Annotated in this window: 12 protein-coding genes; 8 read left to right on the top strand and 4 right to left on the bottom strand. The window is 47.8% G+C overall.

All coding sequences use genetic code 11. The annotated features are described in order from the left end of the window. Positions 1-544: 544 nt before the first annotated feature. Together PHF32_02690 and PHF32_02695 are read right to left on the bottom strand one after the other, a co-directional pair. The gene (locus tag PHF32_02690; GenBank protein ID MDD4559638.1) at positions 545-1,627 is read right to left on the bottom strand and encodes a response regulator; all 1,083 of its coding nucleotides are present in this window, start codon (positions 1,625-1,627) and stop codon (positions 545-547) included. An 8-nt stretch (positions 1,628-1,635) separates the two neighbouring features. Then, positions 1,636-2,325 carry an SOS response-associated peptidase gene (locus PHF32_02695; protein ID MDD4559639.1) on the bottom strand — a complete coding sequence of 230 codons (690 nt, stop codon included), beginning with the start codon at positions 2,323-2,325 and terminating at the stop codon, positions 1,636-1,638. A gap of 109 nt (positions 2,326-2,434) precedes the next feature. On the opposite strand from PHF32_02695, the gene PHF32_02700 reads away from it, so the two are divergent. After that, entirely contained in the window at positions 2,435-3,079 is a 645-nt protein-coding gene (locus PHF32_02700; protein MDD4559640.1) for an endonuclease III, read from the top strand. A gap of 1 nt (position 3,080) precedes the next feature. After that, on the top strand, positions 3,081-3,398 hold the full coding sequence (locus PHF32_02705) for an HIT family protein (GenBank protein ID MDD4559641.1): 318 nt from the start codon (positions 3,081-3,083) through the stop codon (positions 3,396-3,398). Positions 3,399-3,471: 73 nt separating this feature from the next. On the opposite strand, the gene PHF32_02710 is transcribed toward PHF32_02705, so the two are convergent. Beyond that, the gene (locus PHF32_02710; protein ID MDD4559642.1) at positions 3,472-4,125 is read right to left on the bottom strand and encodes a 3-oxoacid CoA-transferase subunit B; all 654 of its coding nucleotides are present in this window, start codon (positions 4,123-4,125) and stop codon (positions 3,472-3,474) included. Continuing rightward, the gene (locus PHF32_02715; protein ID MDD4559643.1) at positions 4,118-4,783 is read right to left on the bottom strand and encodes a CoA transferase subunit A; all 666 of its coding nucleotides are present in this window, start codon (positions 4,781-4,783) and stop codon (positions 4,118-4,120) included. Before PHF32_02715 ends, PHF32_02710 begins: the two co-directional genes overlap by 8 nt. Positions 4,784-5,135: 352 nt before the next feature. Here PHF32_02715 and PHF32_02720 point away from each other — a divergent pair, with 352 nt between their 5' ends. The 6 genes from PHF32_02720 (at position 5,136) to PHF32_02745 (ending at position 16,653) form a co-directional block, all read left to right on the top strand. Beyond that, positions 5,136-6,179, top strand: coding sequence for an FG-GAP and VCBS repeat-containing protein (locus tag PHF32_02720; protein ID MDD4559644.1), 1,044 nt, complete (start codon positions 5,136-5,138; stop codon positions 6,177-6,179). A gap of 320 nt (positions 6,180-6,499) precedes the next feature. Further along, entirely contained in the window at positions 6,500-9,826 is a 3,327-nt protein-coding gene (locus PHF32_02725) for a C10 family peptidase (protein ID MDD4559645.1), read from the top strand. Between the two features lie 8 nt (positions 9,827-9,834). Beyond that, positions 9,835-11,400 carry a chitobiase/beta-hexosaminidase C-terminal domain-containing protein gene (locus tag PHF32_02730; GenBank protein ID MDD4559646.1) on the top strand — a complete coding sequence of 522 codons (1,566 nt, stop codon included), beginning with the start codon at positions 9,835-9,837 and terminating at the stop codon, positions 11,398-11,400. 564 nt (positions 11,401-11,964) lie between these two features. Continuing rightward, positions 11,965-13,494 (top strand): histidine ammonia-lyase, encoded by a 1,530-nt coding sequence (gene hutH / locus PHF32_02735; protein ID MDD4559647.1) that lies wholly within the window; start codon positions 11,965-11,967, stop codon positions 13,492-13,494. 31 nt (positions 13,495-13,525) lie between these two features. Continuing rightward, positions 13,526-16,024, top strand: coding sequence for a tetratricopeptide repeat protein (locus tag PHF32_02740; protein MDD4559648.1), 2,499 nt, complete (start codon positions 13,526-13,528; stop codon positions 16,022-16,024). Next, positions 16,021-16,653 (top strand): hypothetical protein, encoded by a 633-nt coding sequence (locus PHF32_02745; GenBank protein MDD4559649.1) that lies wholly within the window; start codon positions 16,021-16,023, stop codon positions 16,651-16,653. Before PHF32_02740 ends, PHF32_02745 begins: the two co-directional genes overlap by 4 nt. Position 16,654: the final 1 nt, after the last annotated feature.

The raw sequence follows: 16,654 nt of genomic DNA on the forward strand, positions 1-16,654 counted from the left end.
ATCGAAGAGATGGATAAATCCATATCTGCTCTAAAAGGGTATCGCAAAGCTGGATAATGACATACGAACTATTTCTCGCTAGCGACACTCCATTTTCCAAGCACTTAGGTGTAGGAAAGATTAGTAAGTTAGGGGATGGCATAGACTTCAGGTAATGCATAGTTACCACTCCAGATATTGAAGTCCATTTGACCATATAACATATAGGTAATAAGATACATAAGGTCAAATGAACTTTATTATCCTAGTTAAATCTGCGTGATCGGCGGCTATTCCTCCTTCATACATCACATAGTGCCGAAGCAGATATCAAGGTGTTATAATGCAGTCGTCACCCGATGATAACCCGATGATATCAGGTTCATGTATAGATAATCCATAAGAGGAAAGAAGAATAATACATAGGTGTGGAACTGTACCGGTGTTTGCTGTAGCGCCGATAGTACTCTGTGCGAAAATAAGAGGCTGCAGATTCATCAATATCGAGCAGTTCCGGGATGGAGCGGGACATTACATTGCGATAGTTACCGGAGGGAGCAGCGCATCAAAAGGCTTCCTGCAACATCTCCTTGATTGCATTAGTGTCTTTTGTAAAGTTGTGTATTTGCTGGTTGTTGGCAAAGAAGATACGCCCCACGATGGGATCAAATTGCCGATTGATGTTGTTTAGAACTTCCTCAGTGGCTCCCTGAAAATCCAGATTTCTGCTGTAGGGTCGTCGGCTGGTCATGGCATCAACACTATCCGCAACACTCACAATTCGCGCCAAGGGATGGATATCATTGAGCTTGATGCCATAAGGATAGCCCTCGCCATTTGCCCATTCGTGATGCTGCAGGATGATTTTACCGACAGTCTCCGGAAAACCTATGGGGTCTATGATGCGGGCCCCAATAAGCGGATGCTGCTTTATTGCATTGTATTCGTTTTCGGTAAGACGGTGCTCTTTGCTCAGCACATTGCTAACGATCCCGATTTTACCCAAGTCGTGCAACAAGGCACCGATGCGCAACAGGATCAATTCTTTGGTTTCCAAACCCAGTAACTTGCCCATTCTCATGGACATGGCAGTCACGCGCTCGGAATGGCCTCTGGTATAGATGTCGTTCACCTCCATGGCGTTAATCATGGCATGGATCGTATTCAGGTAGCTTTTTTGCAGCTTGTTATTGGCATCAAAGAGCTCGATCGTGCGCTGAGTAACCAAGGACTCCAGGTGGTCTTTATATGCTTTATTCTGGATTCTCAGACGGTATGTCTCCAATGCCTTGTTCAGGGTCATCAGCAGTTCATCCATTTCAAAGGGTTTTTTCAGAAATTCATATACCCCATAATGGATGGCTTCCCTCATCATATCGGTGTCCGCATATCCTGTGATCAGGATCACCGGAAGCTCTGGATTTCCTTGCGATACTGCCTTCAAGATGTCCAAGCCGCTTATGACAGGCATGGCCACATCGCTGATAACCGTCTGATACTCGTTGTTCTTCAGCAAACTCAAGGCTTCAGAAGGATCCTCGCATACGTCAACCAACAAATTGTGACAGTTCTTCAAACCCATGCGGATACTATCCAGAATGGGCAGATCATCGTCGATGATCAAAACCCGGGCTTTTTCTTCAAGCATGTTTTCCTCTAAATAATGATATCTTTTTGAAAAGAGTATTCTTTGATGAGATCTTCAGAATTGTTTGCAGCTTTGTTTACCGCCGGACTCACACGGTGACACTGCAACTTGGGATCCTTAATCTCCGCCAGCAGCCCACTCAGTGCAATTATATCCTGAAGAGAGGGATCCAGCCAGGGATCAAAGGTGTCTGGCGACAGAATGAGCGGCATGCGTTGATGCAAGTGACGCATAAAGTTATTTGCGGCGGTAGTGATGATTCCCAGAGAAGGCACATAACTACCGTCGTCCCCTTCCCAAAGGTCGTAGATGGCGGCCATATATAGCAAACCTCCATCGGCCGGATAGATATAATGCGGGATTTTCCCGGGCGCTTGCCATTCGTAGAAACCATTGGCGGGAACTATGGCCCGGCGCCGGATGAAAGACGCTTTGAACGATGGTTTTTCATGGATACTCTCGCTACGGATATTGATCAGCGGGGTCTTGGGCAGGCTCTTCATCCAGGATGGTATCAGACCCCAGCGGAAGAATCCGTTGTAACGGAACTCTCCCTTGCTGACAATCGCCATCACCTGCTGTGTAGGAGCTACATTGTAAGATATCTCCAGCTGTTCAGAGCTGATGGTCGCTTTCAGTTCCTTTTGTATCTTCTGCAATTGATCATGTTTAAACACCTGCGCAAATCTACCGCACATTGGGATACTCCTAATTGTTGACAACATTATGAGGATTCGAATAATTGGCAAGAAGAAATTTCTCGTAAGATCCACATTCATCAAAGAATCACTGCTTTAGGGAGACACCATGCACAAAAAGGACATAGATGCGGTTATGAAGCGCTTGGAAGAGCATTTCAACAGCGTGAAGACACCTATCGTGGATTTGATCCAAGCCAAGACCAAAGATCCGTTTAGAGTACTGGTAGCTACGATCTTGAGTGCACGAACCAAGGATGAAACCACTGCTAAAGTGGTAGATGAGCTCTTCAAAAGAGTGACAACGGCAGATGACTTCGATACATTGAGCGCTGAAGAGCTGGACAAGATCATCTATCAAACCGGATTTCACAATGCCAAAACAAAGCACCTGAAAGAATTGCCCAAAGTACTGCGAGATGAGTTCGGCGGCAAAGTACCCAGCGAGATCGACAATCTCTTGCGGCTTCCCGGAGTGGGACGCAAGACTGCCAATCTGGTTCGGGCACTGGCGTTTTCCCTACCGGCGATCTGTGTGGACGTCCACGTGCATCGCATCTGCAACCGTTGGGGGTATATTCAAACCAAAACGCCCCTGGAATCCGAGATAGCGCTAAGGGCAAAGCTACCGGAAAAGCATTGGCTAAAGATCAATTCCTATGTAGTTGCCTTTGGCCAAAACCTCTGCAAACCCCGCAAACCAGCTTGTGACATATGTCCTATTTACAAGTATTGCAAAAGAGTAGGAGTATAGAATGAATAACGATGCTCCCTGCGTATTCTGCGAGATCCCGGTCTCCAAACACCTGCTATCCAATGAGTACTTCTACGTTATCCAAGATAAACATCCGGTTGCCCGGGGACACAGCCTGGTGATCTCCAAACGCCATGTATCGCAATACTTTGATCTGAATGAAGCAGAATCTCTTGCACTGCTGGAAACAGTAAAAGAGCTGAAGGAACTGCTGGAAAAAAGATACTCGCCCTCAGCCTACAATCTGATGATGAATTGCGGCCGAAAAGCGGGACAAACCGTGTTCCATTTCCATATGCATGTGATCCCCCGCTATTGATTTGTATCTAATTCGAAGCAAAAAGATACCCGGGTATGATGCCCGGGTTATATATATGTATTACTATTGTGTCTTACATGCCGAAAGTGCCGACCTGTTCGGGTACTATCAGTTCGGCTTCCGTGGCTTTCAAGACTTCTTCGACGCTGGTTCCTGCCGCCACTTCGCACAATACCAAACCACTGACTGTCACTTCAATCACCGCCATATCGGTGATGATGAGACTCACCTTGCCTTTAGCAGTAAGGGGCAGATTGCATTCTTTAAGGATCTTGGGGTTGCCGTGTTTGTCGCAATGCTCCATGGCAACGATAACTTTGCGGGCACCGGTAACCAAATCCATCGCACCACCCATACCAGGAACCATCTTGCCTGGGATCATCCAGTTTGCCAGGTTTCCCTGTTGATCCACCTGCAACGCACCCAGTACTGTAGCATCGATGTGTCCACCGCGAATGATAGCAAAGCTGAGTGCACTGTCAAAGAATGAAGCGCCTTTCAAAGCAGTAATGAAGCCGCCTCCGGCATTGATCATATCCGGATCCTCAGTGCCTTCTGCCGGGCTTGGACCAACGCCCAGCATCCCGTTTTCACTCTGGAATACGACATGAATCCCTTCCGGAATATAATCCACTGCCATGGTGGGCAGGCCAATACCAAGATTCACATAGTCACCGTCTTTAAATTCACGTGCAATCCTGCAACCGATCATCTGTCTCTTATCCATTAGCGACCTCCGTGCTCTTTACCAGATAGTTCACAAACACACCGGGGCAAGCTATCATTTCCGGATCCAGTTCACCTACTTCCACAATCTCATCCACTTCAGCGATGGTGATCTTTCCCGCCATCGCCATGATGGGATTGCTATTGCGGGCAGTTTTCCGGAAGATTAGGTTGCCCATCTTATCTGCTTTCCAAGCTTTTACGATGGCAACATCGACTTCGATAGCGTGCTCTAAAATGTAGTCCTTACCATTCAGATTGATAATCTGTTTGCCTTCTTCCACCACGGTTCCGACTCCGGTAGGAGTGAGGATGCCGCCCAAACCTGCTCCAGCAGCTCTTACACGTTCCATCAGAGTACCCTGAGGAACCAGCTCGATGTCGATCTTTCCAGCGTTCATCTGCGCCTGAATCTCTTTGTTTGTACCTAGATGCGATACCTGCGCACTCTTGATGAGGTTCGCCACGACCAGTTTGCCCACACCGCGATTCTCCCAGTCGGAGGCAATCACTATCATGTGCAAATCTGCAATCTTGCGCTCTACGATGGCATCAATAATGCCTTCAGGGGCGCCCACGGCCAAAAAGCCACCAATAGCCAAGCGTGTGCCGGGCTTGATCATCGCTGCAGCATCAGCTGCGGATATCATTTGTGCCATAATCTCTCCTATTATACACTATTCAATATGCGGTGACACATATTCCGCTACGCACAAAGTGTCAACCATTTTACTGTCTATGTGTACCTGTAAATGCCCTGTACTTCATTCCCCGCAGTTGTCGCCTCAAAAGCTTAACAGGATACAGGTATGATAGAAATAATGAAAACTTTCTTGACAATGTGAGAGAGTTCATAACAATGTGCGTAAGTGCCGATCATGGGAAAGTCATAGGATACGAATAAGTTGTTGATTCTTCGCATAGAATCCCGGGGTGTACATCATTTCTTTATGGCTAAATGGCACAAAAACGAATAGCGGGAAAATCGTTATCAAATAAAGGGATGAACTAATGAAAACGCCAAAGATGATGATGTCCTTGATGATGCTTCTGCTAGCAATCAACGGCATTTATGCCCAAAACAGCATGCCAATTATGCAGACCTTTAAAGGGCATTATGGGAATTCATGGTTTGGAGAGAGAATTACTGCCATGGACTATAACGCGGACGGGTATGATGATCTGATACTCTATTCACGCAAATATGGCACCAATCAGCTTAATGCCATTCTATTCTATTCTGGGAGTACCCAAATGGATTCAATACCAGATATCGTCCTGCAAAGCCAATATCCTGGTCAAGTCAATGCTAATGGGTTTTTTCTAAATGCCGGAGATGTAAATGGCGATGGGTTGGATGATTTTGTCACTGGTTTTGGAGCTACAATAAACGGCGAATTCAATAATTATCGATATCTTTATCTGGGTAGCGATACCTTTAACGTCAATGACCGAATTCTGATGTATCAAGTACCAAATAGTAATTCAGGAGGACAAATCTTTGCTGGCGCCTATGGCATTGGCGATATCAACGGGGATGGCTATGATGATATGGTTTACTGTAATGGTGATTCATGGTATAATAATAACAAGATTCGCCTGGGAGGCAACAATATCATGATGACGGAGGAGATTACCGTAGAAAGCTTTTCCGCTGCAAACCTCCTTAACCTTGGCTCTTGGCAGAAAGTAGCTTATGGTGATTTCAATGGAGATGGTTACAGCGATCTGGCGGGTAGTGACTGGCTGGCATTCACTTGGATCGGCCATGCGGGAATCTGGCTGGGAAAAGCGATTCCCAATGGGATGTATGATCTGCGGATATCCAGCCCTTCTACCTCACCCTTTCATCAGTTTGGCTGGCAACTGGCAGCAGGCAATTTCAACGGGGATGGATTCTGTGATTTGGCGGTATCCGCGCCACAATCCGATTCACCAAATCCTTGGTATAATGGATATGTGTATATCTTTGCCGGCAATGCGCAATTGACAGATATATCATATTCTCATATCTACAGACCCTCATTTGTAAAAAGGTTGAAACTGGATTTGTAAAAAGGTTGAAATCGATTTGCAAAAAGGTTGAAACTGGAGTCTCACAGAAAACAGCGATTTGCAACGAAAGTGATACTATTTGCAATTTCACTTGATACTCTATAGTGAGAACGCATACTTGTTTCCATCTAGGGCAATCCAGGCGGTATTTTACCTTGACAACTCAGATGAAGAATAATACTTGGATAATAATGGTATGTTTCTATTCTCGCAATGCTTGTAAGTTCATTTTCTTGCATCTCCGTTCAGATGCCCTTCTTCATGTAAGGATAGCAAGAGAATTACTTGAAAATAGACTTTTCTGGAATATTGGAGGTCTTATGAAACAGCTTTTACTGATACTAAGCCTTTTGGTTTGGTTTCCAGCTGCATATGCGCTCAGGGTTTCTGAAAAAGAAGCAATAGCCATCGGAAATACAGTATGGACTCATGTCTCTGCTCAGCATCCCAGCTTTGCCACCTGTCTTTCTTATCCCAATGAGCGGGATGCGGAGCAAGCAGATTTCTACATACTAAGCTATAGACCCCAAGGCTTCATCATGGTCTCTGCTGATGACAGAGTAACACCTATCCTGGCTTATTCTACCAGTAACAACATCTCCGAAACAGAGATCCCGGATCATATAGATTGGTTGCTGCGAGATTATGCGGAAGCCATCCGTGAGATTCGAAAAAACGTACAATTGACCAGCGATCCGGGCTGGGACGAACTACGCAGGGGCGACACGAGCAGATACAGCATCCAGCGTGAAGTAGCACCAATCCTTCAGACTACCTGGAATCAGGACTATCCTTACAATACCCTATGCCCTTCCGAGCCCTACGGTTCTGGAGGTCACGCTGTAGCAGGATGTGTAGCCACTTCCATGGCTCAGATAATGAAACGATGGTCTTATCCCGAAACCGGATTGGGATCACATAGCTATTACTCCCCGAATTATGGAGATCAGTTTGTAAACTTCAGCAATACTACTTTCGACTGGGACAGCATGCCAAATTCCATCGACTCCCCCAATGCCGCCATAAGCACTCTGATGTATTGCTGCGGAGTTGCGGTGGATACGCAATATGGACCAGATGGCAGCGGAGCCTATGTGGAGGACATACCCGCCGCTATGGTGAATTACTTCCGCTATCATCCCACCTGCTCCTATCACACAGCATCCTCATATACCCAATCTATATGGACAATAATGTTACGTCAGAACTTAGATGAGGGCTGTCCGGTGCTATATTATGGTTACGGGTCTTCAGGAGGCCATTCGTTCGTATTGGACGGATACCAAAACACAGACCATTTTCATATTAATTGGGGCTGGGGTGGTTTTTGGGACGGTTATTACTATCTTCACGGTCTGAATCCGGATACCCACGAATTCAACCAATGGCATGCCGCTGTGATGAACATCCGTCCCACAAACGCAGCGACTCTTACAGGTTATGTGAGATCTTCCGGCTCCCCTGTACAGGATGCATCAATAAACCTGGAAGGTAGTACCTTCAGTGCCGTCACAAACAGTTTGGGTTACTACCGCATCGTAGGAATACCTTATGGAAGCTACCGGGTAAGGGTATCCAAAAACGGATATGTAACACAGACCCAAAGTGTTGTATTTCAGAGCAATAGCTATATTAGCCTGGATTTTGAACTAGAGGAGATCAGTACCCTTGAACCTCCTGACAATCTGCAAGCAGAATTGATCGACAATAACGTGTATCTTAGCTGGGATTCACCTCAGGCTCAGGCATCCCTCGCCGACCAAGGGCAGAGTACTCGTGATCTGCTGGGATACAAAGTATACCGAAACAGTGTCCTGATAGCCACCATCCCCAATCCAACCACCTGTTCATACATAGATCCCAATCTCCCTGATGGTTTTTACAGCTACGATGTAACCGCCAGGTATGACTCGGGTGAATCTACGCCCGCCAGTGTAGCGCTACTTGTGAACTGGGTTGTAGCCCCTTTGGTCTTTGAAGATTCCTTCGAGACTTATGACAATTTCTGCACTCAGTTTCCACCCTGGACTCTTCTAGACAATGATCATCAGCCCACTTACGGCATACTGGATCACGAGTATCCCAATTATGGCACAGAGATAGCATACATGGTGTTCAATCCAGATGCAGCGGTTCCTCCCATTCCCAACATGGCGGCTCAGCAAGGCTCCAAATTTGCCGCTGCTTTTGCTGCTCTGGACACCGCAAACGACGATTGGCTGATAAGCCCAGCGCTGAATCTGGGTACGAACAGCCTCATCAAGTTTTATGCCAGGAGCGCTTCCGCCCTATATCGCCCAGAACGTTTCCGGGTGGGTATTAGCACCGATCCCGCTTTTGGGGAAGAATCTTTCGATTTCATCAGCGGACCGGGTTATGTGCTAGCTTCCACGCAATGGACTGAGTATTGTTACGATATTTCAGCTTATGATAATCAGCAAGCATGGATTGCCATCCGCTGCGTATCTGAAGATGCCTTGACATTCATGGTGGACGACTTTCGGATGTATTGCAATCCCGGTGCTCCCACTCTGATGTACCTGGAGCTTTACGCCGGTTGGAATCTGTGTTCGCTGAATATCAGCCCCACCTATTCTGAACTGCCCCGCATTTTGGGCAATCTGGCCTCCAACGTTTTACAGATAAAAGGTACAGAAGGTGTTTGGCAATCCGGTAATCCCTACTCCAGCCTGTCAAACCTTAGTGACGGCAGAGCCTACAATATCCTCCTGGCCGAAGATGACACCTGGATCGTAGGCGGAGAGCAGATTGCCCCCAACATCCCCATTCCTCTCAGTGAAGGCTGGAACCTTGCTGCATATTATCCCACCGGGCAGTTGGAGGTAGCAGACGCCATGCAAAGCATCGCCGCCCATTTGCAGCAGGTTAAGGGCAAAGACGGCATCTACATCCCTGCAAATCCATATTCCACTTTATCGCAAATGCAGCCCGGAAAAGGTTATTGGATAGAGGTGAACAGTCAGCAAAACCTAATATATCAGGGCTATGCAGAACAATCCCAAGCAAAGAATGACTGTAGTGTAATACCTGAAATCCGAGTGCTGCCATCCAGCATGACCATCATGGCGCGTTGCGATTGGGCAACTGCCGGAGACATCCTGATAGCAAAAGTAGGAGAGGATCTTCGCGGCGCTCAGACTTTGATCGATCCGGAAGGATTCCCCGCTGCTCTGCTTCAGGTCTTTTGCCAGGATAATGAAGCGATAGACCTGTATATAGAATCCAAAACCGGCGCATTGCTGCCCGTCGAAAACCGGATTACTGGTGCGGTAAACGCAGAACTCGGTAAGTACCCTGAGTTTTACGACCTTACCCAAAGCCCGGATCGGCCGGACAGCCCTGCTTACGACATTTGCCTGGTGAGCAGCTACCCAAATCCGTTCCAGAACGGTACTTTAATCCACCTGAACATCCTCAAAGACGACGCAAATCCCCAATTGGACATCTATAACATAAAGGGTCAAAAAGTCCGTAGTCTCCGAAGCATAAAAGCCAATACCGGGCCTCTGGACATATCCTGGGACGGATTGGATGACGCCGGCAGAAGGCTATCATCCGGAATCTATCTCTGCCGTTTAAGTAATGGTAATAGTACTCAGCTTATTAAGCTGATGCTGCTGAAGTAGGAGGATAAATGTTCAAGAGATATGTGTTTTGCCTGATCATCACGGTTTGTACCGCAATTCTGTTCGCCACAGATCCCTGGCCGCAACCTGTGGTATTGCCCGAAAGCATGAGCCTTTTGACCAAGCCTCATATCGACGGCAGTCCCGCTTCTTCAGGAGACCTTTTGGCGGCGTATGTACTGGTGAACGGTATGCCTCAGTTGCGCGGCAAGGGCGAGATCATACAGATCGGCGGTATATCCGGTTGTCTGCTCCAGATCTACACAGCTGTGGATGGCGAAGAGCTCCGTTTCATGATTTGGGATCAAAGTGACGAAAGTACATGCCATAGCGATCAAATGCTGTCATCCGTAGTAAATGGAACAGTGGGATCATACCCGGACGACTTTTACCTTCTCTATGCTCAATCCGGCACTCAAGCAGCAGATCCCTGGCCGCAACCGGTGGAAATGAACTCTGCAATGACGATTACCACGAAAGTATTTATCAACGATGTACCCACCAGTGCAAACGACATCCTGGCTGCGTTTGTGACGGTGGGTGAACAACCGATATTACGCGGAAAAGCGCCGATTGTGGAGACGGATGAAGGTCCCATCTGCACAGTGCAGGTTTATAGCGAAAGCGATGATGAAATCATATACTTCCGGGTCTGGGATTTCAGGGCTCAGATGATATATGAAGACGAAGTGCGGATTCGATCTGTAGTAAACGGACAGGCAGGCTTGTATCCGGATGATCTGATCCTGATCAATCCGGGAGGTACGCACTATGTTCCGCGTCCAGTATTTAGCCCGGAGCCGGGGGATTACCCCACAATGCTGTCGATATCCCTGTCTTGCCCCATAGTGGATTCATATGTATGCTACACTATGGATGGCAGCGAACCGGCTGAAGATTCTCCGGTTTATGACGAGTATGAGCCGATCATCATAGCACAACCCGATACCCTGAGCCTCCGGGCCCGCGCTTTCAAATCCGGATGGATTCATAGCGCGATATCTGAAGGTCTTTATACGGTGAGGGAAACTGTGGAGACTCCATACGCCTATCCTACCGGCGGCGATTATGAAGATGTTGTCCAGGTACGCTTGTTTTGCATCACACCTGAGGTATCGATCTATTACACTCTGGACGGATCTGATCCGGATACCCTTTCGACATTGTACTACTCTACTTTCGAGCTTACGCAGGATACAATCTTGAAGGCCAGAGCATACTACCCGAATTGGTTTCCCAGCTCCATCATGGAAGAGACATACTATATTAGCTCAGCAAATCCTCCAGAACTGGTAGAACCGATGGTTTCTGGCATCCAAACAGTGTACCCCAATCCATTTTCCCAGTCTATAAATGTTGCTGTAACTACAAAGCAAAGCCCGCAAGAATACCTTTTTCTGGTGTACAATTTAAAAGGGCAATGTGTGTACCGCACTGCAGGTATTAGCTCCGGCTCCTTTGATCTGAGCTGGGATGGTAAAGGATCCAGAGGGCAAAAGCTGCCTGCAGGAATCTATTTCCTGCGCTTTAACACAAAAGAGCATACATCCACCAAAAGAGTGGTCTTGTACTGACCGATCCCACTATCTGCTACGCTTGCCCTGTAGCTCAAGCTTTGCCGAAGTAGATATAAACCCGTTATGATCTAATGAACACTAGATGATAACCCGATGATATCTGCTTTATCACGGCTTGATGTATGGAGGTTGAATAGCACGCAGATGAGTTGCTTCGCACCTGTTGAATGGTGCACCAGCACCCTTCAACATCCAGTCCCGGTAGGGTCGCAAAATCCACCCTTAAAACCCCATGAGGGGTGACATTTGATATCTGCACATTGACACCTCAGGAGATATGCAATAACGGGAACGTGCCGTAGGCACGAGCTACGATCGCAATACCATCAACTGCAAAACCGCTGCACTATAGCAACTGTAAACCCTTCTGAAGCGACCTCCGGCCGTTTCCGGTGCGAGACGTATCGAACCCTCAGTAGCATCGAAATGCTACGATACGGAGTCAGGAGCTGCCATTTCCAATCCCTGCTTGACAAAAAGAGGGCATTTCATTGAGTTGAGCAAATTAATAGAATCTTATATACTTATCATCTTTATCAATATAGAAACATCAGAGGAATCATGCAAGAAATCATCATCGATGGCAATAGTCTAAACCTGGAAGCGGTTGCGCAAGTAGCGCTTGAGCATGCGCCGATCCGCCTTTCTGAAGAGAGCATTGCCAAGGTAAAACGTTGCCGTGAATATGTGGAAAGTATCATCGCCAAAGGCGATATAGTATATGGTCTTACAACCGGTTTTGGCAAGTTCAGCACTGTATGCATAGAGAAGGAAAACATTGCAGAGCTGCAAGTTAACCTCATCCGAAGCCATGCCGTAAGCGTAGGCGAACCTTATAATGAACCCATTACCCGTGCCATCATGCTATTGCGTATTGCAGTATTGGCAAAAGGTCATTCAGGCATTCGCATCGAAACCTTACAAACACTTGTGCAGATGCTGAATTCCGGCATCCACCCCGTGATCCCAATGCGCGGATCGGTAGGAGCAAGCGGTGATCTGTCACCCCTGTCCCACCTCGCTTTGGTGCTAATCGGTGAAGGCGAAGCGAAATATAAGGGTGAAAAGATGAGCGGTGCGGAAGCAATGCAAAAAGCCGGAATCCAGACGGTGAAGCTGGAAGCTAAAGAAGGTTTGGCCTTGAACAACGGCACTCAGGTGATGGCTGCTATCGGTGTGCTGAGTTTGATCCAGGCCGAAAACCTCTGCAAACAGGCAGATATCCTGGCTGCAATGAGTATCGACGGACTGTTGGGAACTCCCAATGCCATGAATCCTCTGGTACACGCCCTGCGTCCGCATCCGGGACAGTTGGCCTCAGCGCGGAACATCCACAAGCTTTTGGAAAACAGTCCCTTGCGCAAGAGTCACAGAAATTGTCCCAATGTTCAGGATGCCTATTCATTGAGATGTACACCTCAAGTGCATGGTGCGGTACGGGACGCTTTGACTTATGTGCGCGGTGTGTTGGAGATCGAGATCAATTCTGCCACAGACAATCCTTTGATCTTCCCTGAAGAAAAGCAGGTGATTTCCGGGGGGAACTTCCACGGAGAGCCGCTTGCAATCGCCCTGGACAGTATGGCCATCGCCATCAGTGAACTGGCAAACATCAGTGAACGGCGCATGGAACAAATGCTGAATCCCGCCTTATCACGTGGGTTACCGCCGTTTTTGGCACATCGTCCTGGATTGGATTCCGGATACATGATCATCCAACTTACCGCAGCCTCAGCGATCTCTGAAAACAAAGTATTGGCTCACCCCGCCTCGGTTGACAGCATCCCTACCTCGGCAAATCAAGAGGATCACGTATCCATGGGCTCGGTATCGGCCATCAAGCTAATGCAGATAATCGAGAACGTGAGCACTGTTTTGGCGATTGAGTGGATGATTGCCGCTCAAGCCATCGATCTAAGACAAAAGCCAAGTTCTTCTGCGCTGGAGATGGTAAAAGCTCGCTTACGTGAGTTTTCACCGCAATTGGCGGAGGACCGGGTGATGTATCCTGAGCTGCATAAAAGCGTTGCAGCCATCAAAGCAAACGCTGTGTTGACAGCGGTGGAGCAAAGCGGAATAGAAATCGATTGACAAAATGGCTAAGGCCCGAGCTTATTGCACTATGAGATACACGCGCATAACATTTGTTCTGGCACTATTTGGCATGCTTGTCGCCTGCGGGATAGACAACACCATGTACAATGCCAATAAATACTTTAAAAGCGCACAGGATCGGGCACTGAACGCCAACGGCCGCCCCACACCCCAGGCCGTGGACGAGTATACCAAAGCTATCCAGAAGTGCGGTATTATCCTGTCCCGAAACAGCAAGGGCAAGCAAGCTGATGATGCGTTGTTTCTGATGGCGCGTGCACTGTATTACAAAAAGAATTCTGCTTTTCAGGCCAAGGATGCCTTCGAGAACCTGATCAAGGGATATCCTGACAGCAAGCACATTCCAGACGCACATTTGTATCTGGCGAGAGTAATGCGCGAAGTGAATCAAGCATCACAATCCGAAGCTTTGTTGGAGCAGTTTGTCCGCAATCCCAAATACCTGAAGCATCATGCCAGAGCCCTATTGTTACTTGCGGATTTTGAGATCGACGACGAGGACTATATCCGCTCGCAGTACTGGCTGGAACGCATTTTGACGGATTATCGCAAAGCCGAAGAATTCAAGGATGCTTTTTTCCTCTTTGGCAAAAACTATTATATGCAAGGTGATTACGAGAAATCTCTGGAAGAATTCACCACCTTCACGCAAACACGCGGCATACCCAAGCTGCGCAAGCTGGAAGCCGGATATTATATAGCCTTGAACTTATTTGAATTGGAGCGCTATCCTGAGGCACTCAAAGAAGTGAAGTATGTCGTGCGAAACGAAAGCCGCCCTGATATGCTGTCTCGGGCTAAAGTCTTGTATGGCAGAATCCTCTTGGCAAATGGTGACGAAGAAGGTCTGGAGCAATTTGAAGAAGTAACCAAAAGCTATGCCCGCACCGAGCACTCCGCGGCTGCCTACTATTTCTGGGGACGATATCTTTATTTTAACCGACAGGATTGGGATACATCCGTAACTCATCTGAACAAGGTGCGCACCGAATACAGCGCCGGTGAATACATCGAAGTTGCATCCCAACTGGCAGCAGCGATAAATCAGACCAAACGAACCCTCGTGGATGACAACAGTAACTTGCAGGCTTTTCTGGATTATCATTATCAGAGAGCAGAGAGTTTTTTGAAACCCATCGCATTGCCTGATTCTGCGCTCACCAGCTATCGCAGAGTGATCTCCGAACGTGATAGCATAGCTGCAGAAGCTGATTCTCTGCGCCTGATGCTGGCAGAAATGCAGGTTGAGATCGATAGCCTGAGTATCATAGTACCGGATAGCCTTGAATCCCTGGAAGCATTACCTGCCGCGGACAGCTCGTTAGTAACCAGCGAAGTAGAAGCGGAAAGCCCGGATTCTTTGGCTGCCGAGATCGACACACCGGAATTCACTGTGGGTGAAGCTGATAGTCTGCAGGATTATGACCAGAATGAGCCGGCACCAAGCGACTCTTTACTGCTCCAGCCGGAGGAAGTAACGGATCGGGCTCCGGAGGCCGATAGCCTTGCAGCATCAGCAGAAGAATCCAGCAAGGAAGAACCGGTCGATCCATCGCAAGTAGCCTTACAGAGATTGACATCTCTCAGGTCTGAAATACAGCGCATTCAAGATAGAATAGAACCTCTGGAGATTGCGCTTCAGCGATTTGACAGCGAGATCATTCCCTTCTGCAATTATTCGTTATACAGCATCTTGCGAGACATTCAGGGGAGTGAAGAAGAAGCCGAAGTGATCCGGCAAGAGATGAATGTACGCTATCCCCGGAATATGTATTCAGCCGCCATCAACGCATTGGCAGAAGGGAGAACCCCAAGTCTGGTGGATCCGGTTTGGGAAGAGGCAGATAGCGCTTTTGACCATGCATTGGACTATTATCCCGAATATACAGATTCTTTACTGACCGCGATGTTGAGCTTCACCGAGAGTGACTTTGGGGATATACGCGGCAGGGCAAACTACCGTTTGGGCTGGTATTACAGCTTTGAAGAGCCAGATACTACGCTGGCAAAAGTTTATCTAAACGTATTGCTCGAAGAGAATGTGCCCCCGGAGTATGCGGAGGCTGCACGGCGTTTTTACAATGGGCAAAACTTCCTGAAGCGGGAGCTTGATTACCGTTATTACGAGCCGGAAGACAGCCTGGCAACGGTTATTGCGGATAGCCTGGGCACAGATGCTGCCGATATCCCGGATACACAAAACGAAACGTCATTACCGGATACTCTCTCGCAGGTGCCGGAAATCATCGAAGATGCTGTAGAAAGTGAAAGCGACAGCCTCAGCCTGGAAGATAATACACCTGCCGTGCCGGATATTCCAGACGTTGAAACCGATGCAGGGGTTGCTCCGGATAGTCTATCACAAGAAATCCCTGAGACAGTCCCTGAAGAATTGCCAAGCCCTGAAAGCGAGGCCGATCCGGACTCAGAGCAGGAAGAAAGCCCCAGCCCGGAGGATATCCCGGTTCCCCTTCCTCCCGAGGAAGAGGATAGCTCTGGCCCATGAGATTGGGACTCATCCGGCGTCAGCATGTTCTGATAAGACTGCTGATCTTTTTGCTAAGCCTGAGTATGGTCTTCGAGGTGTCTCTCAGGCAATTGGCGGTACAGACTTTGCTCTTTCTCCTATATTTTGTGGCAGAACCTTATCTGTATGCCAAATTCATCTTTGCTCTGCGCAAGTTGCTCACATTTCTTGCCGCATATTGGGTATTTGCCATGCTGTTCAAAGTGGATTTTCCCCTGGCAGGTATCTTTACGCTGAAAATAGTGTATCTGGCGCTGATCACCGTAGCAGTGTGGGCATCTTTGGACAAGGCGGTTCTTTGGGCGGAACTGAAACCATTGTGTAAAAGTAAAATATGTAAAGCTCTACTCTCTTACTCTCTGGCTACATGGCTGTTTCTGAAGCACTATCTGGAAATCCACAAAGCCATGGACAAACAGGACAGCATCGCAGGGATATTGGACAAAGCTCTGGCTGCGGGTAAACAGGTGCATGACCAAAGCGCGGACATCGAAACAAAGGTGAAGCAGTATATGCATATGGAAAGCTCCATCCCACAGCTCAACTACAGTGCCAATCTCTATGGTTTGCTTTTCCTTTGTATATTGGTCTTGGTAAATGGACTGTAGA

The sequence above is a fragment of the Candidatus Cloacimonadota bacterium genome, from assembly GCA_028706475.1.
In the GTDB taxonomy this organism is placed as follows: domain Bacteria; phylum Cloacimonadota; class Cloacimonadia; order Cloacimonadales; family Cloacimonadaceae; genus UBA5456.

What these genes read in the sequence shown, in the direction of transcription:
- PHF32_02695 (MDD4559639.1), bottom strand. Translation starts at nt 2,325, where the DNA reads ATGTGCGGTAGATTTGCGCAGGTGTTTAAACATGATCAATTGCAGAAG.
- PHF32_02720 (MDD4559644.1), top strand. Translation starts at nt 5,136, where the DNA reads ATGAAAACGCCAAAGATGATGATGTCCTTGATGATGCTTCTGCTAGCA.
- PHF32_02690 (MDD4559638.1), bottom strand. Translation starts at nt 1,627, where the DNA reads ATGCTTGAAGAAAAAGCCCGGGTTTTGATCATCGACGATGATCTGCCC.
- PHF32_02710 (MDD4559642.1), bottom strand. Translation starts at nt 4,125, where the DNA reads ATGGATAAGAGACAGATGATCGGTTGCAGGATTGCACGTGAATTTAAA.
- PHF32_02725 (MDD4559645.1), top strand. Translation starts at nt 6,500, where the DNA reads ATGAAACAGCTTTTACTGATACTAAGCCTTTTGGTTTGGTTTCCAGCT.
- PHF32_02740 (MDD4559648.1), top strand. Translation starts at nt 13,526, where the DNA reads ATGAGATACACGCGCATAACATTTGTTCTGGCACTATTTGGCATGCTT.
- PHF32_02730 (MDD4559646.1), top strand. Translation starts at nt 9,835, where the DNA reads ATGTTCAAGAGATATGTGTTTTGCCTGATCATCACGGTTTGTACCGCA.
- PHF32_02700 (MDD4559640.1), top strand. Translation starts at nt 2,435, where the DNA reads ATGCACAAAAAGGACATAGATGCGGTTATGAAGCGCTTGGAAGAGCAT.
- hutH (MDD4559647.1), top strand. Translation starts at nt 11,965, where the DNA reads ATGCAAGAAATCATCATCGATGGCAATAGTCTAAACCTGGAAGCGGTT.
- PHF32_02715 (MDD4559643.1), bottom strand. Translation starts at nt 4,783, where the DNA reads ATGGCACAAATGATATCCGCAGCTGATGCTGCAGCGATGATCAAGCCC.
- PHF32_02705 (MDD4559641.1), top strand. Translation starts at nt 3,081, where the DNA reads ATGAATAACGATGCTCCCTGCGTATTCTGCGAGATCCCGGTCTCCAAA.
- PHF32_02745 (MDD4559649.1), top strand. Translation starts at nt 16,021, where the DNA reads ATGAGATTGGGACTCATCCGGCGTCAGCATGTTCTGATAAGACTGCTG.